Annotated in this window: 17 protein-coding genes; 3 read left to right on the top strand and 14 right to left on the bottom strand. The window is 34.4% G+C overall.

From position 1 onward, the window contains the following. Positions 1-174 precede the first annotated feature (174 nt). From LPB248_RS10140 to aspS, 6 genes are all read right to left on the bottom strand, one after another. Entirely contained in the window at positions 175-1,413 is a 1,239-nt protein-coding gene (locus LPB248_RS10140; protein WP_177211329.1) for an NADH-quinone oxidoreductase subunit D, read from the bottom strand. Between the two features lie 21 nt (positions 1,414-1,434). Beyond that, positions 1,435-1,956 (bottom strand): NADH-quinone oxidoreductase subunit C, encoded by a 522-nt coding sequence (locus LPB248_RS10135; protein WP_177211328.1) that lies wholly within the window; start codon positions 1,954-1,956, stop codon positions 1,435-1,437. Position 1,957: 1 nt separating this feature from the next. After that, entirely contained in the window at positions 1,958-2,506 is a 549-nt protein-coding gene (locus LPB248_RS10130) for an NADH-quinone oxidoreductase subunit B (RefSeq protein WP_095929653.1), read from the bottom strand. Positions 2,507-2,665: 159 nt separating this feature from the next. After that, complete coding sequence (locus LPB248_RS10125) at positions 2,666-3,031, bottom strand: NADH-quinone oxidoreductase subunit A (RefSeq protein ID WP_008466117.1); 366 nt, start codon at positions 3,029-3,031, stop codon at positions 2,666-2,668. 244 nt (positions 3,032-3,275) lie between these two features. Beyond that, complete coding sequence (locus LPB248_RS10120; RefSeq protein WP_007137066.1) at positions 3,276-3,470, bottom strand: cold-shock protein; 195 nt, start codon at positions 3,468-3,470, stop codon at positions 3,276-3,278. A 308-nt stretch (positions 3,471-3,778) separates the two neighbouring features. Further along, positions 3,779-5,530 carry an aspartate--tRNA ligase gene (gene aspS / locus LPB248_RS10115; protein WP_177211327.1) on the bottom strand — a complete coding sequence of 584 codons (1,752 nt, stop codon included), beginning with the start codon at positions 5,528-5,530 and terminating at the stop codon, positions 3,779-3,781. A 158-nt stretch (positions 5,531-5,688) separates the two neighbouring features. Here aspS and LPB248_RS10110 point away from each other — a divergent pair, with 158 nt between their 5' ends. Beyond that, positions 5,689-6,684, top strand: a complete 996-nt coding sequence (locus tag LPB248_RS10110) for a TlpA family protein disulfide reductase (protein WP_177211326.1) — start codon at positions 5,689-5,691, stop codon at positions 6,682-6,684. A 211-nt stretch (positions 6,685-6,895) separates the two neighbouring features. Next, positions 6,896-7,243: a toxin-antitoxin system YwqK family antitoxin gene (locus LPB248_RS10105; protein WP_177211325.1), complete on the top strand. Its 348-nt coding sequence runs from the start codon at positions 6,896-6,898 to the stop codon at positions 7,241-7,243. Positions 7,244-7,298: 55 nt separating this feature from the next. On the opposite strand, the gene LPB248_RS10100 is transcribed toward LPB248_RS10105, so the two are convergent. The 8 genes from LPB248_RS10100 to LPB248_RS10065 all read right to left on the bottom strand — a co-directional run bounded on the left by LPB248_RS10100 (position 7,299) and on the right by LPB248_RS10065 (position 20,038). Beyond that, positions 7,299-8,411, bottom strand: coding sequence for a PepSY-associated TM helix domain-containing protein (locus tag LPB248_RS10100; protein WP_177211324.1), 1,113 nt, complete (start codon positions 8,409-8,411; stop codon positions 7,299-7,301). A gap of 14 nt (positions 8,412-8,425) precedes the next feature. After that, on the bottom strand, positions 8,426-10,879 hold the full coding sequence (locus LPB248_RS10095) for a TonB-dependent receptor (protein WP_177211323.1): 2,454 nt from the start codon (positions 10,877-10,879) through the stop codon (positions 8,426-8,428). Between the two features lie 111 nt (positions 10,880-10,990). Continuing rightward, positions 10,991-12,538: a PepSY-associated TM helix domain-containing protein gene (locus tag LPB248_RS10090; RefSeq protein ID WP_177211322.1), complete on the bottom strand. Its 1,548-nt coding sequence runs from the start codon at positions 12,536-12,538 to the stop codon at positions 10,991-10,993. Positions 12,539-12,543: 5 nt separating this feature from the next. Then, complete coding sequence (locus LPB248_RS10085) at positions 12,544-12,846, bottom strand: hypothetical protein (RefSeq protein ID WP_177211321.1); 303 nt, start codon at positions 12,844-12,846, stop codon at positions 12,544-12,546. A 19-nt stretch (positions 12,847-12,865) separates the two neighbouring features. Continuing rightward, entirely contained in the window at positions 12,866-13,198 is a 333-nt protein-coding gene (locus LPB248_RS10080; RefSeq protein ID WP_177211320.1) for a hypothetical protein, read from the bottom strand. Positions 13,199-13,254: 56 nt separating this feature from the next. Beyond that, the gene (locus LPB248_RS10075) at positions 13,255-15,735 is read right to left on the bottom strand and encodes a TonB-dependent receptor (protein ID WP_177211319.1); all 2,481 of its coding nucleotides are present in this window, start codon (positions 15,733-15,735) and stop codon (positions 13,255-13,257) included. A gap of 217 nt (positions 15,736-15,952) precedes the next feature. After that, positions 15,953-17,191: a 2-oxoglutarate dehydrogenase complex dihydrolipoyllysine-residue succinyltransferase gene (odhB, locus tag LPB248_RS10070; RefSeq protein ID WP_177211318.1), complete on the bottom strand. Its 1,239-nt coding sequence runs from the start codon at positions 17,189-17,191 to the stop codon at positions 15,953-15,955. 72 nt (positions 17,192-17,263) lie between these two features. Further along, positions 17,264-20,038: a 2-oxoglutarate dehydrogenase E1 component gene (locus tag LPB248_RS10065; protein ID WP_177211317.1), complete on the bottom strand. Its 2,775-nt coding sequence runs from the start codon at positions 20,036-20,038 to the stop codon at positions 17,264-17,266. A gap of 117 nt (positions 20,039-20,155) precedes the next feature. On the opposite strand from LPB248_RS10065, the gene LPB248_RS10060 reads away from it, so the two are divergent. Beyond that, entirely contained in the window at positions 20,156-20,722 is a 567-nt protein-coding gene (locus LPB248_RS10060) for a hypothetical protein (protein WP_177211316.1), read from the top strand. Positions 20,723-20,766 lie beyond the last annotated feature (44 nt).

Raw genomic sequence — 20,766 nt, 5'->3', positions numbered from 1 at the left:
GATTTTAGATTTTTTCAAATCTTTATCTACAATCCTTATTCTGCAATCTTTGTTTTAAGTTTTAGATTCTTCAATCTGAATTTTTCAATTCCTAATTATAATTTTAAATCTAAATTCTAAAATCTGCATTCTCAATCAGCAATCTAAAATCTACAATCTAAAATCTACAATTTGTTATGCGTCTAATTCTCCTGCAATTACGTTCAAACTTGAAAGAATGATAATTGCATCAGAAAGCATAGCGCCTTTAATCATTTCTGGGAATGCTTGATAATAAATAAAGCATGGTCTTCTGAAATGTAATCTATATGGAGTTCTACTTCCGTCTGTTACTAAATAAAAACCAAGTTCTCCATTTCCTCCCTCAACTGGGTGATAGATTTCTGCAACTGGTACAGGAACTTCTCCCATTACGATCTTAAAGTGATAAATTAAAGATTCCATAGAAGTGTAAACATCTTCTTTTGGAGGAAGGTAGTAATCTGGAACTTCAGCATGATATTCGTTTCCTGGAGGCATTTTTTCTAACGCCTGACGAATGATGCTTAAACTCTCCCAAACTTCAGCATTACGAACACAGAAACGATCATAAGTATCTCCTGATTTTCCAACAGGAACAATAAAATCGAAATCTTCGTAAGATGAATAAGGTTGTGCTACACGAACATCGTAATCAACTCCGGCAGCACGTAAGTTTGGACCTGTAAATCCGTAAGCCATTGCTTTTTCGGCACTGATACCACCAACGTTTACAGTTCTATCAAGGAAAATTCTATTTCTTTCGAATAAGTTTTGGAATTCCTGCCAAACTGGAGGGAATTCTTCTAGGAATTTGTCTAGTTTTTTGAAAACTTCTGGAGACCAGTCTCTTTCAAAACCACCGATTCTTCCCATATTTGTAGTCAAACGAGCTCCACAAATTTCTTCGTAGATTTCGTAGATTTTTTCTCTAAATTGAAATACGTATAAGAAACCAGTATACGCACCAGTATCAACCCCTAAAATTCCGTTACAGATAATGTGGTCCGTAATACGAGCCAATTCCATAACGATAACTCTTAAATATTGTGCTCTTTTTGGAACTTCAATACCTAATAGTTTTTCTACGGTCATCCACCATCCCATATTATTAATAGGAGATGAACAATAGTTCATACGGTCTGTAAGAGGTGTAATTTGGTAAAAAGGACGATTTTCGGCAATTTTTTCGAATGCTCTATGGATGTAACCAATAGTTGGCTCAGCCTCAAGAATTTTTTCACCATCCATCAATAAGATATTTTGGAAAATACCGTGTGTTGCAGGGTGAGTCGGACCTAAATTCAGTACAGAAAGTTCGCTTCCGTCGTCGTTTAGTCTCTCCTTAATTATTTTAGCATAGCGATGCTCTGGTGGTAATAATAGTTCTGACATTTTATAATGTTGAATTATTTTTTAGCAATTTGTTGTTGTTCTTCCAAAGAACCTGTCATCCTTATCAGTTCTTCCGCTATCTTCCAATGGGAATTCTTTTCTCATTGGGTGAGATTGCATTTCGTCCATATTTAAAATACGTTTCAATTGAGGATGTCCTATAAAGTTAACTCCAAAGAAATCGTAAGTTTCTCTTTCCATCCAATTGGAAGACAAGAAAATATTTGAAACCGATTTAATTTCTGGTTTTTCTCCGTTTAAGAAAACTTTGATTTTTAATCTTTTGTTTTCGTACCAGTTGTGCAAATGATACACAATTGCAAACTGACGTTCTGTTTCGTTATCTGGATAGTGAATGCCGCACAAATCTGTTAAGAAATGAAAACGTAATTCTGGATCGTTTTTAAGGAATAGAATCAACGGTGTGATTTTATCAGCCGAAGCTTCTAAAGAAAAAATATCTCTTTCTTGCTGAAAGTTAAAAACATCGTTGTTAAATGTTTCTACAAGTTTGTCTTGAATCAGGGTATTTTCTAAGGCCATCTTATGAGATATTATATGAAGCTAATAATTCTTGGTATTCTGGAGAGCTTCTTCTTCTTACAGATTCACTTTTTACTAAGTCTTGTAGTCTCATAACTCCATCAACAATTTGTTCTGGTCTTGGAGGGCATCCTGGTACATAAACATCAACAGGAATTACTTTATCAATTCCTTGAAGAACTGAATAGGTGTCAAATACTCCTCCTGATGAAGCACATGCTCCAACAGCAATTACCCAGCGAGGCTCGGCCATTTGTTCGTATACTTGTCTTAAAATTGGAGCCATTTTTTTAGAAATAGTTCCCATTACAAGTAACATGTCTGCTTGACGAGGAGAGAAACTCACACGCTCAGAACCAAATCGAGCTAAATCGTAGTGAGATGCCATTGTTGCCATGAATTCGATACCACAGCATGAAGTCGCGAAAGGAAGCGGCCATAATGAGTTGGCTCTTGCTAAACCAACAACATCGCTAAGTTTTGTAGCGAAGAAACCTTCACCAGTAACTCCTTCTGGCGGCGCAACCATATTTACTTTTGAATCGCTCATTTTATTTTAGATTTCTGATTTTAGATTTTAGATTCTTTGAAATCGTAAAAAAGTAAAATCAATTTTTTAAATCAAATTTTTATTCGAGGATTAAATTTTAAATCTTAATTCTAAATCGGTTAATCTAAAATCAGAAATCTAAAATCTAAAATCTCTAAATTATTCCCACTCTAATGCTTTCTTTTTGATGATATAAAAGAAACCAACCAAAAGCAAAGACATGAAAACTAACATTTTTAACATTCCTTCAATTCCTAAGTCTTTGAAGTTTACTGCCCATGGATAAAGGAATATAACCTCTACGTCGAACAATACAAACAAAATGGCAACTAAGAAGTATTTTACAGAAAAAGGAATACGGGCGTTACCAACAGATTCGATACCGCATTCGAAGTTTTGATCTTTAACTTCAGAGGATCTTTTTGGTCCTAATTTCCCAGAAATGATGATTGTTCCTACCACAAAACCAACAGCTAAAATAAACTGCATTAAAATAGGAATGTAACTGTATTGATCTGATTGCATAAACTTAGGTTTTATACTTAAAAAATGAGCCACAAAGATAACTTGGAAGTCTGTAAAACACAAGTTAAAAAAGGATTTAAGTAGGGTGCGAAACCTTGTTTATGTCTAATTTTTATTCATTATAAATAACATTGTGTTATTTTAATATTTTTTTAAGAATAAGGCCAAAAAAAAACGTCCCGAATACTTCGGGACGTCTTCTTAGACCATTCAGAGGCAAAAAAAATAAATTGCTATATTTTTCTTAGATTACTGCTACTTTAGCAGCAACTTTCCCTTTTCTTCCTTCTTCTTCTTCATAGCTTACACGGTCACCTTCGCGTAATTCTTCCGCGTTAATTCCTGAAGCGTGAACGAAGATGTCCTTTCCTGTTTCTTCGTCTGTAATGAATCCATAACCTTTAGATTCATTGAAAAATTTTACTGTACCTGTACGCATTGTAATTGTAATAATAATTTATAATAAAACAAATGTAATATATAAAATCATACAAAAGACATATACGTGTTAATTTTTTGTAAAAATTATTGATTTACAGTCTTTTTACGTGCTTTATTGCATCGATTTGCTTATGGAATGCCTTAATTTGCGAATCATTAATTGTAGGAATATGAAAATGTTTCAATTGTAAGAATATGATAATTCAAAAAAAAATGCGACTAGGATTTTTCTTAACATTTCGTTAAAATAAAAAAGCCGCTGAATTTTCAACGGCTTTTTTATTTTTTATGATTAATTTATTGCAATTAAGCAATATCGACTTTAATTCGAAGTTCTTTCAATTGTGCGTCATCAATTGCAGCAGGTGCATCAATCATAACATCGCGTCCTGAATTGTTTTTAGGGAATGCAATAAAATCTCTAATCGTTTCTTGACCTCCTAAAATAGCAACTAATCTATCCAAACCAAAAGCTAAACCACCGTGTGGCGGCGCTCCAAACTGGAAGGCATCCATTAAGAATCCAAATTGTGCTTTTGCTTCTTCTTCGGTAAATCCTAGATATTTGAACATTAATTGTTGTGTCGCTTTATCGTGAATACGAATAGATCCACCTCCAATTTCGTTTCCGTTTAAAACCATATCGTATGCATTTGCACGAACTTTTCCTGGTTCAGTTTCCAATAGCGCCATGTCTTCTGGTTTTGGAGAAGTAAATGGGTGGTGCATTGCATGATAGCGGCCACTTTCTTCATCTAATTCCAATAATGGGAAATCTACAACCCATAACGGAGCAAATTCTTCAGGATTACGCAATCCTAAACGAGTTGCTAATTCCATACGTAAAGCAGAAAGCTGTACGCGTGTTTTGTTTGCAGGACCAGAAAGTACAAAAATCATATCTCCAGGATTTGCTTCTGTTGCTTTTGCCCAGTTTGCTAAATCATCATTATCGTAGAATTTATCTACAGATGATTTGTATGTTCCGTCTTCGTTACATTTTACATAAACCATTCCAGACGCTCCAACTTGTGGGCGTTTTACCCAGTCAATTAATCCATCGATTTCTTTACGAGTGTAATTTCCAGCTCCAGGAACAGCGATTCCGACAACTAATTCAGCTGCATTGAATACAGGGAATTCTTTGTGTTGTGCAAATTCGTTTAATTCTCCAAACTTCATTCCGAAACGAATGTCCGGTTTGTCGTTTCCGTATGTTTTCATTGCATAGTCGTAGGTAATTCTTGGGAATTTGTCTACTTCAATACCTTTGATTTCTTTTAATAAATGTCTTGTCAATCCTTCAAAAACATTCAAAATGTCTTCTTGCTCCACAAATGCCATTTCACAGTCAATTTGTGTAAACTCAGGCTGACGGTCTGCACGTAAATCTTCATCACGGAAACATTTCACGATCTGGAAATATTTATCCATTCCACCTACCATCAAAAGTTGTTTGAAAGTTTGTGGAGATTGTGGCAATGCATAAAACTGACCTTCGTTCATACGGCTTGGTACAACGAAATCTCTTGCTCCTTCTGGAGTCGATTTGATTAAGTAAGGCGTTTCAACTTCGCAGAAATCTAAATCAGATAGATATTTACGAACTTCCATTGCTACTTTATGACGGAACAATAAACTGTTTTTTACTGGATTTCTTCTGATGTCCAAATAACGGTATTTCATTCTGATATCTTCTCCACCGTCTGTTTCATCTTCAATTGTAAATGGAGGAGTTAATGCCGAATTTAAAATCGTTAATTCAGAAACTAAAATTTCGATTTCACCCGTTGGAATATTTTTGTTTTTAGCTTCACGCTCAATAACAGTTCCTTTTACCTGAATTACAAATTCACGTCCAAGTGTTTTTGCTAATTCAAAAACAGTTTTATCAGTACGACTTTCGTCGAAAATAAGTTGTGTAATTCCATAACGGTCGCGTAAATCGACCCAATTCATAAATCCTTTATCACGCGATTTTTGAACCCAGCCCGCAAGTATAACTTCGGTATTAATATTTGAAGCGTTTAATTCGCCACAATTATGACTTCTATACATAATCAAAATTTTAGACTGCAAAAGTAAATACAAAATTCAAGATAATATAGTAAAGTGATAAGTTGATTCGGAATAATTTCAAATAAATTGTTAATTGTGAAAATCAGAAGCTTTAATTTCTTTAGTTTTGATTCATCTAAAAACTAATTGTAATACCTATGAAAAAACTTTTTGTTGCAGGTTTAGTACTTTTCAATGCTATAAATATTGTTGCTCAAAGCAAAAGTTCAGTTAAGTTCACGGCTAAAATTGCCAATAGAAATAGTGACACTTTAGTCATTAAAGGAAGAAATAATTTTAAACAAGTAATTCCAATCGATAAAAAAGAGGTTTTTGCTGCAGCTTTTGATGCTCCTCAGGGATTTTATGTGTTTTCTGACGGGACAGAGTCTTCGAATTTATATTTGAAACCAGATTCTGAGATCAATTTGACAATGAACGCAAAAGAATTTGATGAAACTATAGTATATAAAGGGAAAGGTGTTGATGAAAGTAATTTCCTGGCGCAGCAGGCACTAAAAGACGAAAGCTTTCAAAAAGATGCTTTTGCTAAAGAATCAAATGAGTTTACTGCTTTGCTTGATGGTAAATTAAAAACGGATACAGAAAATCTAGAAAAAGGAAATTTTGCGCCAGAATTTAAAACAGCTCTAAAACGCAGTTTTGAGAGTTTTCACCAATATGCTGCTGAAGAATACGAAAGAGTTTCAAAAGCAAATAAAATGGTTGGAAAAGCTTCTCCTGAATTTGACTATGAAAACTATAAAGGAGGAAAAACAAAACTGGCAGATTTAAAAGGAAAATATGTTTACATTGATCTTTGGGCAACTTGGTGTGCGCCTTGTAGAGCTGAGATTCCTTATCTCCAAAAGATTGAAGAAAAATACCATGGGAAAAATATTGAGTTTGTAAGCATCTCTATTGATAAAGCAAAAGACAATGAAAAATGGAAAAAGTTTGTAACTGATAAAAAATTGGGCGGTGTTCAATTGTTTGCTGATAAAGACTGGGAATCTGAGTTTGTTGTTAACTATGGTGTAACAGGAATTCCGAGATTTATTCTTGTAGACCCAAAGGGTAATATTGTAAAATCGGATGCACCTAGACCTTCTGATCCTGAGTTGGATAAACAGTTAAGCGCATTATTGAACTAATTTTTTTACGAAATTTACAACGTTATCGTAAAATTCAAATTTTTCGAGAATACCAGTAAAACCAGTGCTTAAGCGCTGGTTTTTTTGTTTTATTGATTTTTCCAATGTTAAGTTTTTATCCAATGTTACCAAATTGTTAAGCAAAAGTTTTTTTAATGTAAACAATTAACTATATTTGATAAAGATTTCTTAACATTAAATACCTAAAGATATGAAAAAGAGTGTAATTTTAGCTGCAATATTGTTCTCTGGAATTGTAGTTGCACAAGAAGGAAAGCCTGAATTAGAAGCTGCTGGAAACAAGGTAAAAGCAACCTATTACTATGAAAATGGTAAAGTGCAGCAAGAGGGCTTTTTTAAAGACGGTAAATTAGACGGTGTTTGGGTATCTTATGACGAAAAAGGAAATAAAAAAGCCGTTGGAGAATACGCAGACGGAGTTAAAACTGGAAATTGGATTTTCTTTAATGAAAATACTTTAAGCGAAGTTGCTTATGTAGATAACAAAGTAAGCTCGGTTAAAAATTTACAGAAAAACGCTTTAGCAAACAGAAATTAATATAATTTCAAGACTAACTATAAAAAAACCGTCCCGATACTTCGGGACGGTTTTTTTATGCTTTTGCTTTTTTGGATTTTCTGTTTCTTCCAAACCAGATTATAAATCCGCTTACAGGAAGTGCGGCGGCAATTAGACTTACTATAAAAGCTATAATTTTCCCTGGAAGATCTAATACTTGACCTGTATGTATTCCGTAATTCATTTCGACAACTTGTAGTCCTAGGCTTTTTTTATCAAAAGGCTGACTTTGGAGTAATTTTCCGCTTGACGGATGAAAATAATAATTACTCTGCTGATCGTAACGCAATGCATGCGGATAAGCTCCCGTACTAACAATAGCGCCTTTTTGCTGCGGAATCATTGCAAAGAACATTTCTGCTTTTGGCTGTAATTTTAAGGTTTGAACAAATGCTTTGTCAATTGCTGAAACCGAATTTATTTTGAATGCGGTCGTATCAATTACAGGTGTTTTTGTTTCGGCAGCTTTGTCTCCGCCCAAATTGAAAGATTTGTAGATTCCGTCACCAACCCATTCATAAGTAAAAGTAAGTCCGGTTATAGCTAAAATTAAAGCTATTATAGAAATATAAAACCCGGTTGTATTATGCCAGTCATAATTGACACGACGCCATTTCGCATTCCATTTAATGGTGAAACTTCTTTTAATATCGCTTTTTCGTTTTGGCCACCATTGTATAATTCCAGAAATCAGTAAAAGAATAAAAATTATGGTTGCTCCGCCAATAATGTGTTTTCCGATATAATCGGGCAGAAGAAGATATAAATGAATATATTCAACAATGATGAAAAAGTCAGTTTTAGGATTTTCTGATTTTAAATATTTTCCTGTATACGGATTAAAATACAAATAGAGATTTTCAGTATCTGAATAAGTATAAACAATTGCGGATCTATTTTTTCCATAATAAGCAACCATGCTGGCCTTGTTTTCTGGAACAGCTTCTTTTGCTTTTTGCTGAAGCTGAGACGGTAGCAAAAATGGTTTATCCTCAGGTTCAACAAAACGCCATTCTTTTCTTGTTATGTCTTTTATTTCATCATGAAAACAGAAAATGCATCCTGTAATACAGACAATAAAAACAATAAGCCCAGAAATTAATCCGAGCCATTTATGCAGAAAACGTATTTTCGTTTTGAATCCCATTTTTATAATTAAACTTAAAATTTATAAGTTATACTTCCCATAAAAGTTCTTGGAGCTTGCACATTTACAGTTGTATAACCATTAAAATAAAGTTCGTCTGTAAGGTTGTCTACTTTTAAAGAGAGTCTGTATTTTGGCTGATCATAATATAATGTAGCGTTTACGATCGAATACGATGGTAAGACGAAAGTTTCAACATCTGCAGGATTTCCTGAACCTGTTGGGTTTCTATTGTAAACAAAAGTTTCACTACCATAATTTCCTCCAATACCAAAACCTAATCCTCTTAATTTAGAAGTCTGAAGGCTGTAGCTAACCCAGTAATTAATTAAGTTTTCAGGACCAGCCGTTTCAGGTCTTAAACCATTAACATCTGCATTTGCATTGTTTAGCTTGCTATCGTTATTAGCATATCCAAAAATAAAGTTTAAACCAGAAAATGGATTTGCAGTAACTTCAACTTCAAAACCTTTGCTTGTCTGGTTTCCATCTTGAACATTTGTGTTAACCACTTGTCCAGCGCGAACAATATTTTTTACGTCAATATTGTAGTAACTTAAATTGGCACTTAATTTATCTTGTATGATATTTAATTTCAAACCAGCTTCAAACTGATTTGCTTTTTCAGGATCAAATTGTTTTAATTCTGGATTTCCGTTGACGTTTGCAAATAAGTAGCCAATGTTTTTAAAACTATTCTGGTAGTTTCCAAAAACAGAAACTTTGTCTTTTATAATTTGGTAAACAAGTCCCAATTTTGGTGAAAAGGCATTTTGCGAAAAAGCTCCCGAATTGATATTGGTTGAAGGATCGTAAGTTCCGTTGTTTTTATAATGATCAAAACGTAAAGCAACCGAAAGAATTAACTGATCTGTAATATTGATGACATCTGCAGCATACAAGCTATATGTTGTCAAAGAAGTAATGGTTCTGTATTGGTAACCGTTTACAAATAACGGCTCAATATTATTTGGATTGAAATTGTAATAATTAGAATTTGCTGCAGAATAATCCACAATGTCATAATCTGTTTTGAATGGATTATTTGGATCTCCGCTAAGATATCCTAGACTGCTGTTGGTTTCAGATCTCAAAATATCTCCGCCAAAAAGCAATTGATGTTTCATTCCGAAAAGTTCAGTCTGGCCATTAAAGTTTTGCTGGAACTCAACAATATTGTCTTTTCCAACCATATTCCAGGCATTTCTAGACATTTTATTGTTTCCTAATAAATAAAACCAGGCTTGCGGTCCGTCAGATTGATTGGCGCTTGAGCTGAAAATAGTTTGAGATTTCCAGTTTTCGTTGATTTGATAATGAGCTTGCGCAAAAACATTGGCAGTTTTAGTATTCATCATGAATTCGCCACCAGTAAAAGATCTTTTCCAGTCTCTGGCAATGTCTTTTGCATTATATAAATTGATGCTTTTTGGAGTTTGTCCGTACGGAATATAAGTAAATGCAGGCGATGATGAATTAACGGTTGATAATTCTGCATCAATAGAAATATTCAGTTTGTCATTTATTTTATATAAAAAAGAAGGAGCAAAAAAGTAGCTTCTGTTTTTTCCGTAGTCCTGAAAAGTATTTGCATCGTTGTAAGCTGCATTTATTCTCAGTAGCGCCGTTTTGTCATCATTTAATGGGGTATTAAAATCTGCCGATAATCTGTTTAATCCATAGCTTCCAGATTGATAGCTGATGTCTCCTCTAAAAGTTTCTGTAGGTTTTTTGGTAACTCGATTAATTAATCCGCCATAAGAAGTTAGGATGCTTCCAAAAAGTGTTGCTGAAGGTCCTTTTATACTTTCAATTCTTTCTAGATTCGCTGCATCAACACTGTTGGTGATTTTTCCGGCGATTCCATCTCTTAATAAACTTTGCGTTACAAATCCGCGAGAGGCAAAATACGAACCTCCATCGCCAACTTTTCCTGTTGCAGCCCAAAGCTGGTATAATCCTGGTACATTTTTTAAAGCATCATCTTGGTTAATCACCAATTGATCTCTCATTAAACTTTTTGGAACAACGCTATAAACCTGTGAGTTTTCGAGATTTTTAATCTGCATTTTTGAGACAAAAGGACTCTCAGATTTGTTATATTTATTGATGTTTCCTTTAATGAAAACTTCTTCAAGCTCTTCAGTATTAGTAGAAATAGTAAAGTTTTCTATAATTTCGGGTTCACCGCTAACAATAATTTTCTTTTCTTTTGAGGTGTGGCCAAGTGCCGAAATGCGCAGCGTGTAGCTTCCTTCGCTAATATTCTTTATTTCGTATAAACCTTGACTGTCTGTAAGAGCGCCAATTTTAGTTCCTCTTAATTGTACTGAAACATTTTCTAAAGGTTCATTATTTACGGATGTAATAGTTCCTTTAATAACTGTTTTTTGTTGCGCTAAAGCCGATGTTTGCGCAAATAATATAAAGCAAAGACCAATTAATGCTACTGCAAATTTCCCTCTCATTTTATTTAGAATAAATATTGATTGGGCAAAAGTAAGACTTATAGTTTATATGACCAATTGCAATATGTATTACAAGAAAGAAATTATAATAACCAATAAAGTGTTTATGTGCTAATTTGTTTTCTTAGGTTTTAAATGATAAGCGGTATATAATGAAATTGCTGCCAGGAAAATCCAGAAAACATCGATAAAGACAATCTGAAATTTGTTTTGCATAAAAGAATTCCAAAACCAATCTCCAGAAACGATTCCGTTGGTAACTGGAATTAAAAAACCTAAAATACTTCCTGAAATCAAAGAGAATTTATTGGTAAAAGCGTCATTCTTTTTAATGATGAAGAATATGGTAAGTATCAACCACCCTCCAAAATAAAGCGCATATAAATTAGATTGGCTTAAAGGATAAAATATTTTGCTTCCTATAAAAGCCAATGCCGTAATTGGATACATGCTTAAGCAGATTGCTAGATAAATGCGAACAACAGCATTATTGAAACGTCTTTTCTTTTCAGGCATATTGTTTTTCTGTCGAGCAACAAGCCAAATCATAACTCCAGAAATAATGACGAAACAAGTTATAATTCCTAAAATGAAACTTACGATTTTCAATGCATATCCGCCATAATCGCCAAAATGTATTCGGTACAAGACATTTTTTACAACATCTAGATAACTGGTATGTAAAACAGGATCTTTTTTCGCAATTTCTTTTCCGTCAGCAATTCGGTAAACTACTTTTCCTATTCCAGTAAATTTTTTGTGATTAAGAAGCTCACCTTCTACCAAAACATGCATATTGGCATCTCCATAATTTTGGATAAAAACTCGGGTAATTTCAAAATCAGTCCAGTTCTTTTTAGTTTTGGCAACTAGTTCATTAATATTAAAAGGATCTGCCAGTTTTTTATTTTCAAACTTATAATCAGGGTCAATGTATTCTAACTCCTTATATAATTTATCTTGATCTCCTTTATACAAAGCCATTACAGCCGGTGCTACAATTAAAAGCTTAATCATAAAAAATGCTCCTGTAACCGCGTATACAAATTGGAAAGGCAAACCAATCATTCCTAAAGCAGTGTGTGCGTCTGTCCAAAGTGTTTTTAATTTTTCTTTTGGACGGAACATATAAAAGTTAGACACGATTTTGTTCCAATGCAATAAAACTCCTGTTATGATTGCAAAAAGAAAGAACAAAGCTGTAAATCCCGCCAAATAATATCCTGCAGGATAAGGAATTTGCGCTAGAAAATGTAGGCGATATAAGAGTTCGCCTAACGAATAAGATTCTTGATAAGTATAGGTTTTGTAGTTTTTGTTGTCGAGATAGAAGAATTCTCCAGCCTGTTGTTTTTTAGGAGCCAATGTATCTTTGGTTCCTTCCATATATATAGCAACTCTATTTTCTACAGAAGGTTTAGAAATGGTAATATTTCTTCCGTTCAAGACATATTTTTTGTCAAGATGCTGAAGTGCATCATTGTAATCTAATTGAATTTCTTTTGTGATTGCTGTAGATTCACTTCTTTCCCAATTGATGATTTCATCTCTAAAAAAAGAAAAAGATCCAGCAAAGAAAATTACAAAAAGAACTACACTGATAACGATGCCGCTGACAGTATGTGTATGAAAATAGATATTGTAATGACGGTTATTCATAAATATTATTGTGCCGTATGGTTATAGGTTTGACCCAAATAAATGAAAAGACAAAAAAGTAAAGACAACAGTATGTAAACTCCCCAAATTTTCCAACCGCTTTTGGCTAAGAAAGCAATAATCATTAAGGCTACCCATAGAATAAAACCGGTGAAAGCCATTGTGATTAATACATCTTTGCGGCTAAACCAAGCAGCTAAGGCCAAGTGAAAAGTAACAGAAACAAAGTATCCGCCTAAAATTGCAGCAGTAATTTTGGAAAAACGAGGCCAAAAAGAAGGGTTTAGATATTTTGAATTTGCTGGCATGGTATAATTAAAGTAGATTTTAGTTGTAATAAAATTCAGTTACGGCAATAAAAATTAATAGAGCCAAAAGTAACTTACTGTTTATTTTTTTTAAAGGTTTAAGAATAATGATTAAGCTTCCAACTGTCATTAGTTGAATAAAAAACATCAATGTTCCGCAACCCAATGATTGTGTAAAAAGCCACATTGCATAAGCAGTAAGCAAGAGCATCAATCCGATGATTTTAGTTTGCTTTGGATTTTTCTGCATCCATTTTTCAAAACCTAAATCATATGATAAAACGGCTCTTTTCGAAGTATAATACAGTGCGTAAAAAGCTAAGAAAACGATAAGACTGGCAATTGTAATCATAATCATTTAAAATTTAAAAAACACCTTCCATCTAGGAAGGTGTTTTTGTTGTTTTATTAGAATCTATAAGAGAAACTTGCTGCCACAGTTCTCATGTTTCTTGGATGAATTGTTGACCAACCATCATAAGTATCAACATTAGCAATATTGTCTAATTTTAATGTCAAAGTGTATTTCTCTGTTCCATAGAAAATAGAAGAGTTTAAAACAGTATAAGAAGGTAATGCAAACTGACCAACTCCATTTCTGTTCATGATTAAGTTTTTGTCGGCGTAGTTTCCTCCAAAACCTAAACCAAAACCTTGTAAATCGCCTTCTGGGAATTTGTAGCTAGCCCAAAGATTTGCAGTGTTTCTTGGCCCTGAACTCTCAGGTCTTCTCCCTATAAAAGAAGGGTCTCCAGCATTTAAGATAGCATCTACATAACTGTAACCAGCAACGATGTTTAGTCCATTAATAGGGTTTGCGACAAATTCTGCTTCAAAACCTTTGTTTCTTTGCGCTCCATCTTGGTGAGGTGTCTGAGATGTTGCTGTATAAACTACATAAACTTGATCTTTTACTTGAATATCGTAGTAGCTGAATGTAGCGTAAAGTTTGTCTTTGAATATATTTAATTTTGTTCCAATTTCGAATTGGTTAGCATGCTCTGGTTTAAAAGTTCTCGGACGAGTACTTCCATCTGCTAAAATTTCTGTTACTGGAGCAGAATTAGCAAAGCCATCCATATAGTTAGCAAAAAGAGATACTTTATCTATAATTGGCTGGTAAACGATACCAAATTTAGGAGAGAATGCGGTTTGGTTATAATCATCAGCTTTTGTTGATAAATCACCAGCAGTTACAAAACGGTCAACACGCAAACTTGCCATTGCAGATAAGGCAGGAGTGAAATTGATTACATCAGAAAAATAAGCGCTGTAAACTTCTTGTTTAGACTTGTTCATGCTAATTCCTGCATTGGCAATAAGAGCATCAACTCCAGCTTTGGTTAAATTTCCGTTATCACCATTGGTAATATATTTAGTTGGATCAGTAATTTGATACAGATATTGATTCACAGTCGCTACATCTAAATTACCAATATAAACATTACCATTTCTTACGTAGTTAGAGCTATTGTCAACCATTCCTCTATTGAAGTAATCTAAACCAACAACAATACGATTTCTTAAACTTCCTATTTTAAAGTCTCCAATAAAATTTTGCTGAATATCTGTCGTTAAAGTTGTTGAATTTTGGTAGTTCATAGAACGTCCTAAAACAATTCCTTCACTTATTTGAGTTGGAGCAAATTGTGTGCCTTCATATAGATAGCTATAGTAACCGTTAGATGAAGAAGATCCTCTTGAAACTACAGTTTGAGAAGTCCATTGGTCATTAAATTTATACATCATCTGACCTTGTAAGTTGTAAGAAGGAGTTTCAATAGCTAATTCATTGCTAGTATAAGAACGCTTGTTATCATAACCTAATTCATCCATATTATGAACTCTTAAAGGAGCAGCTCTATCTAAGAATAACATAGTTGCATTGGTCTGCTTGTTATTCATGAATTCAGTATTGATGAAAAACGAAAGTCTATCATTTACTTGGTAAGATAATGATGGAGCAAAAAAGAACGATTTTTTGAATCCAGCATCTTGAAAGCTATTTTCTGTGTGGTAAGCTGTATTTACACGGAAATTAATTCTGTGCTCATCATCTACAGGAGTATTAATATCTGCAGTAACTCTGTTTAATCCGTTGCTTCCTGCAGTGTAGTTAACCTCGCCTCCAAAATGATCGTAAGGCTTTTTTGTAGTTAAGTTAATTAAACCTCCATAAGAGATTAGGCTACTTCCGAATAAAGTTCCTGAAGGCCCTTTGATAACTTCGATTTTCTCAATATTTGCAGGATCCAAACCTCCGTTTGTTAATCCTGGCAATCCGTTAATCATAGTTGGCTGTACAGCAAAACCTCTTAACGAGTAATATCCAGCTCCATCGCCTCCGCGACCAGTAGAAGCCCAAAGTGGTGACAATCCTGGTGCATTTTTAAGGGCATCATCAATATTTGTAACAACTTGTTCTTTTAAAAGATCGGCCGTTATTGTGGTGTATACTTGTGGGTTTTCCAGATTTTTTAGTGGTAATCTTGACACTTGCTGTGTTTCTTTACGAGCAAATGTGTTTTTTTTAGCATTTCCGTTAATTACAATTTCGCTTAACTGCTCAGAGTTTGAAGCAATAGTGAAATTTTCAATTAGTTCGTCTCCACTATTAATAGTGATACTTTTTTCTTTAGATGTAAATCCAAGTGCTGAAATTCTTAGGATATAAGTTCCTGGTTTAAGGTTCTTTATTTCATAGTTACCATAAACATCTGTGTTTGTTCCTATTTTTGTTCCTTTTAAAGCAACAGATATATTATCTGCTGTTCCACTATCTGAACTAATCTGACCTTTTATTGTTGCTTTTTCTTGTGCCCAAACAGAAGTTCCTGTAAAGAGAGCAAAGCACAAAGTTAAGAGCGAAATCGTAAATTTTAATTTCATTTTTATTTAGAATTAATTTTGATAGCGCAAATTTAATTGCTGAATCGCAACCAAACAAATTATTTTTATTTATTCTAAATAAAATATTTTTTATAGGGTAAAATTTTCATTAATTCAAAAAATTAACATCTTAAGCTAATCTTAAGTTAATATTAAGCAAAAAAAAGCCTGTTCTTTCACTAGAACAGGCTTTTTATAATGTGGAAAATTCTTAAAATTACAACTCTAAAGCGCGTTTAGCGTCGCCATTCATCAATAATTCTACTGGATTTTCTAAAGCTTCTTTTACAGCAACTAAGAAACCAACTGACTCACGTCCGTCGATGATTCTGTGGTCGTAAGAAAGAGCAACATACATCATTGGGTGAATTTCAACTTTCCCGTTTACAGCGATTGGACGCTCGATGATGTTGTGCATTCCTAAAATTCCTGACTGAGGAGGGTTGATGATTGGAGTAGATAACATACTTCCGAAAACACCACCATTTGTGATTGTGAACGTTCCTCCAGTCATATCGTCAACTGTAATTTGACCATCACGAGCTCTCAAAGCTAATCTTTTGATTTCAGCTTCAATTCCACGGAAAGTTAATAATTCAGCATTACGAACAACAGGAACCATTAATCCTTTTGGTCCAGAAACTGCGATTGAGATGTCAGCAAAATCATAAGCGATTTTGTAATCACCATCCATCATTGAGTTAACATCTGGATATAATTGTAAAGCTCTTGTAACTGCTTTTGTAAAGAATGACATGAATCCTAAACCTAAACCACCATGTTTAGCTTTGAATGCATCTTTGTACTCGTTACGAATTTGGTTGATTGGTGTCATGTTTACTTCGTTGAAAGTAGTAAGCATAGCTGTTTCGTTTTTAGCCGAAACCAATCTTTCTGCTACTTTACGACGTAACATAGATAATTTTGTACGCTCAGTTCCACGGCTTCCACCAGTTGGAGTTCCCATAGAAGGTACTGCATTTACAGCATCATCTTTAGTGATTCTTCCTCCTTTTCCAGTTCCTGAAACTGTTGCTGGAGCAATATTTTTTTCATCTAATATTTTTCTTGCTGCTGGAGATGGAGTTCCTGCTGCGTAACTCGGTGCTGCCGCTGGAGCTGCTTTTGGAGCCTCAGCTTTTGGTGCTTCTGCCTTTGGAGCTTCCGCTTTTGGAGCTTCCGCTACTGGAGCTGCAGACTCGCCTCCTGCTGGTTTTGCAGCATCTGTATCAATTAAACAAACTACAGCGCCTACTGCAACTGTATCACCTTCTTCAGCTTTTAGTGTAATCACACCGCTCATTTCAGCAGGCAATTCAAGAGTAGCTTTGTCTGAATCAACTTCAGCAATAGCCTGATCTTTCTCTACATAATCTCCGTCTTTTACTAACCAAGTTGCAATTTCAACTTCTTTTATTGACTCCCCTGGTGATGGGACTTTCATTTCTAAAATCATCTTTGTTTTTGTTTAAGGTTTTTATGGTTTCAATCCCGATAGCTATCGGGATTGAAACTTGAAACATTCTTTTTATCTAAATAAATTTTTATCGAATACCATTCTAATTGCATCTGCATGACGACGTTTTGCACGTGTGTAACTTCCAGATGCTGGTGCAGCGTATGCTTTTAACGAAGCCAATCTCCATTTTACAAGATCAAAGTTCATTAACATAAAGCTGTAAGCTCCCATGTTTTTAGGTTCTTCTTGTGCCCAAACATAATCGTCTGCATTTGGATATTTTGCAATGATTTCTTTAATCTGCTCAACTGGGAAAGGGAATAATTGTTCGATACGAACAACCGCAACGTCATTTCTTCCGTTATTTTCTCTTTCTGCAACAATGTCATAATAGAATTTACCAGTAACAAAAACTAATGTTTTTACTTTCTTTTTATCTACTGTATTGTCATCAATTGTTTCTTGGAAACTTCCATTTGCTAACTCATCAACTGTAGATACACATCTTGGGTCACGCAATAAACTTTTTGGAGAGAAAACTACCAAAGGTTTACGGAAATTTGTTTTCATTTGTCGTCTTAACAAGTGGAAGAAGTTTGCTGGCGTTGTACAATCTGCAACATACATGTTGTGTCTTGCGCAAAGTTGTAAATAACGTTCCATTCTAGCAGAAGAGTGTTCAGCACCTTGACCTTCATATCCGTGAGGCAATAACATCACAATACCATTTTGGTTGTTCCATTTGTCTTCACCACAAGAAATATATTGGTCAATCATAATTTGAGCTCCATTAGAGAAATCTCCAAATTGCGCTTCCCAAATCGTTAAGGCTTTTGGATTTGCCAATGCATATCCGTAATCAAAACCTAAAACGCCATATTCAGATAAAAGAGAGTTGAATACTCCGAATTTTCCTTTTTTGTTTTCGATAGCATCTAAAAGAATTACTTCTTCTTCAGAATCTTCCACTTTAACTACAGCATGACGGTGAGAGAAAGTTCCACGCTCTACGTCCTGACCAGAAATACGAACATCAAATCCTTCTGTTAAAAGAGATCCGTAAGCAAGTGCTTCCGCAGTTCCCCAATCAAGAGTGTTGTTGTCGTATCCAGCTTTTCTATCGGTAACAATTTTAGTTATCTTATTGATAAACTTCTTGTCAGATGGTAAAGTTGAGATGGTGTTGATGATAGAATCCAATCCTTTTTTGTCAAAAGTAGTATCTACTTTTTGAAGCATTTGTGTATCAGTTACCTGAACAAATCCTTCCCATTCGTTTTTCATGAATGGAGTAATGATAGTCAAATCTTTTTTACGAGAAGCTTCTAAGTTTTCTTCTAATTGAGATTTGTATTCTTTTTCTAAAGCATTTACATAAGATGCATCGATTACGCCATCAGACAATAATTTCTCTGCATAGATGTCTCTTGGATTTTTATGTTTTGCGATGATTTTGTATAATACCGGTTGTGTGAAACGAGGTTCGTCACCTTCGTTGTGTCCATATTTTCTGTATCCTAATAAGTCAATAAATACATCACGTCCAAATTGCATTCTGTAGTCTAGTGCAAAAGATACAGCGTGTACAACAGCTTCTGCATCATCAGCATTTACGTGTAATACTGGAGAAAGCGTTACTTTGGCAACGTCTGTACAATATGTAGAAGAACGAGCATCTAAGTAATTCGTTGTAAAACCAACCTGATTGTTGATTACAATATGAATTGTACCGCCTGTTTTGTATCCGTCAAGTAAAGACATTTGAATGATTTCATACAAAATACCCTGACCTGCAATAGCGGCATCTCCGTGTACTGCGATAGGCAATACTTTAGAGAAATCGTCATTGTAATATTTATCTTGTTTTGCCCTCGTGATACCTTCAATTACAGCTCCAACAGTTTCTAAGTGAGAAGGGTTTGGTGCTAAATTGATGTTGATGCTTTTTCCTGATCTTGTTTTTTTGTCGGCAGTAAGACCTAGGTGGTATTTTACGTCACCATCAAAATATTCCTGATCATAATCTTTACCATCAAACTCACCAAAAATATCCTGAGTAGATTTTCCGAAGATGTTTGCCAAAACGTTCAAACGACCACGGTGAGCCATTCCCATTACGAATTGTTCAACACCTTTTTCGGCAGCTTGCTCGATCAAAGCGTCAAGAGCTGGGATGATAGATTCTCCACCTTCTAAAGAGAAACGTTTTTGTCCAACATATTTAGTATGAAGGAAGTTCTCGAAAGAAACGGCTTGATTTAATTTATTTAAGATTGTTTTCTTTTCTTCTGTAGAGAAAGTTGGCTGATTAACATTTACAGCTAATTTATCTTGAATCCATTTTACAACGCCAGGATTTCTGATATACATATACTCAATACCGATATGCTGGCAGTAAATTGCTTTTAAACGGTTTACAATATCCTGTAAAGAAGAAGGTGCCATTCCGATTGTCTGTGCAGCATCAAAAACAGTTGAAAGGTCAGCTGTAGATAATCCGAAGTTTTCAATATCCAAAGTTGGAGATGAAGTTCTACGGTCACGAACAGGATTTGTTTTCGTGAATAAATGCCCGCGCGTACGGTATCCGTCAATTAATTTAAGAACGTTGAATTCTTTCTTTAGTTTTTCAGAAATCTGACTATAATCTGTGTTATCGCTAGTCACGTACTCAACGATCGTTTGCACAGGATTTTCGTCATTATAAACAGTCTGTCCAAAGTCGAAACCTTGAAAGAAACTTCTCCAGCTAGGCTCAACGCTGTCTGGATTTACTAAATATTGATCGTATAATTGTGCAAAAAACTCAGTATGCGCTGCGTTTAAAAATGAAAACCTATCCATAATATGAGTGAATATACTTTTTTGTTATATAGAAAGGCAAAAGTACAACAATCACATTTATTTAAATCTTTTTTTTACGTACTTTTACGTAAAAATTTGTTAAAATAAACGTTAACTATGAATAAAATTCAATTTTCAATCGATTGCAGATATTTTTTTGTGATTTTGGCCGTCTTATTTTCAAGTTATAGTATTGCTCAGCAAAAATATGTTATTGACAATAGCAATCATTTTTGGGAGAAAGTTCAATTTGGTGGAGGACTCGGATTGGGTTTTGGATCTGGTTACACCAATATTTCAGTTATGCCGAGTGCAATTTATAATGTCAACGAAATTGTTGCCGTTGGTGCTGGTCTTCAATTTGGTTATTTATATCAAAAAAATTATTACGAATCTTTTGTTTGGGGAGGAAGCCTTATTGGTTTAGTAAATCCAATTCCAGAAATCCAATTATCAGCTGAATTAGAACAGGTTAGAGTTGATAGTCAATATGAAGCAGGATATGATATTTATGGTAATCGCTATCCGCCATATTCAGATAGTTATTGGAACACTGCTTTATATTTAGGAGCAGGTTATAGAACAGGAAGTGTCACTATCGGTGCTCGTTACGACGTTTTGTATAATCCTAATAAAAGTCTTTATGGCTCTGGATTTATGCCTTTTGTGAGAGTGTATTTCTAAGGTTCTAAGGTACTGAGATACTAAGGTTCTAAGTTTTTAAATTC

It is taken from the genome of Flavobacterium sp. LPB0248, from assembly GCF_013388355.1.
Lineage (GTDB): Bacteria > Bacteroidota > Bacteroidia > Flavobacteriales > Flavobacteriaceae > Flavobacterium.
Note: the sequence above shows the minus strand (reverse complement) of the source record. Positions and strands in the feature narration are given on the sequence as shown.

What these genes read in the sequence shown, in the direction of transcription:
- LPB248_RS10140 (WP_177211329.1), bottom strand. Translation starts at nt 1,413, where the DNA reads ATGTCAGAACTATTATTACCACCAGAGCATCGCTATGCTAAAATAATT.
- LPB248_RS10135 (WP_177211328.1), bottom strand. Translation starts at nt 1,956, where the DNA reads ATGGCCTTAGAAAATACCCTGATTCAAGACAAACTTGTAGAAACATTT.
- LPB248_RS10130 (WP_095929653.1), bottom strand. Translation starts at nt 2,506, where the DNA reads ATGAGCGATTCAAAAGTAAATATGGTTGCGCCGCCAGAAGGAGTTACT.
- LPB248_RS10125 (WP_008466117.1), bottom strand. Translation starts at nt 3,031, where the DNA reads ATGCAATCAGATCAATACAGTTACATTCCTATTTTAATGCAGTTTATT.
- LPB248_RS10120 (WP_007137066.1), bottom strand. Translation starts at nt 3,470, where the DNA reads ATGCGTACAGGTACAGTAAAATTTTTCAATGAATCTAAAGGTTATGGA.
- aspS (WP_177211327.1), bottom strand. Translation starts at nt 5,530, where the DNA reads ATGTATAGAAGTCATAATTGTGGCGAATTAAACGCTTCAAATATTAAT.
- LPB248_RS10110 (WP_177211326.1), top strand. Translation starts at nt 5,689, where the DNA reads ATGAAAAAACTTTTTGTTGCAGGTTTAGTACTTTTCAATGCTATAAAT.
- LPB248_RS10105 (WP_177211325.1), top strand. Translation starts at nt 6,896, where the DNA reads ATGAAAAAGAGTGTAATTTTAGCTGCAATATTGTTCTCTGGAATTGTA.
- LPB248_RS10100 (WP_177211324.1), bottom strand. Translation starts at nt 8,411, where the DNA reads ATGGGATTCAAAACGAAAATACGTTTTCTGCATAAATGGCTCGGATTA.
- LPB248_RS10095 (WP_177211323.1), bottom strand. Translation starts at nt 10,879, where the DNA reads ATGAGAGGGAAATTTGCAGTAGCATTAATTGGTCTTTGCTTTATATTA.
- LPB248_RS10090 (WP_177211322.1), bottom strand. Translation starts at nt 12,538, where the DNA reads ATGAATAACCGTCATTACAATATCTATTTTCATACACATACTGTCAGC.
- LPB248_RS10085 (WP_177211321.1), bottom strand. Translation starts at nt 12,846, where the DNA reads ATGCCAGCAAATTCAAAATATCTAAACCCTTCTTTTTGGCCTCGTTTT.
- LPB248_RS10080 (WP_177211320.1), bottom strand. Translation starts at nt 13,198, where the DNA reads ATGATTACAATTGCCAGTCTTATCGTTTTCTTAGCTTTTTACGCACTG.
- LPB248_RS10075 (WP_177211319.1), bottom strand. Translation starts at nt 15,735, where the DNA reads ATGAAATTAAAATTTACGATTTCGCTCTTAACTTTGTGCTTTGCTCTC.
- odhB (WP_177211318.1), bottom strand. Translation starts at nt 17,191, where the DNA reads ATGATTTTAGAAATGAAAGTCCCATCACCAGGGGAGTCAATAAAAGAA.
- LPB248_RS10065 (WP_177211317.1), bottom strand. Translation starts at nt 20,038, where the DNA reads ATGGATAGGTTTTCATTTTTAAACGCAGCGCATACTGAGTTTTTTGCA.
- LPB248_RS10060 (WP_177211316.1), top strand. Translation starts at nt 20,156, where the DNA reads ATGAATAAAATTCAATTTTCAATCGATTGCAGATATTTTTTTGTGATT.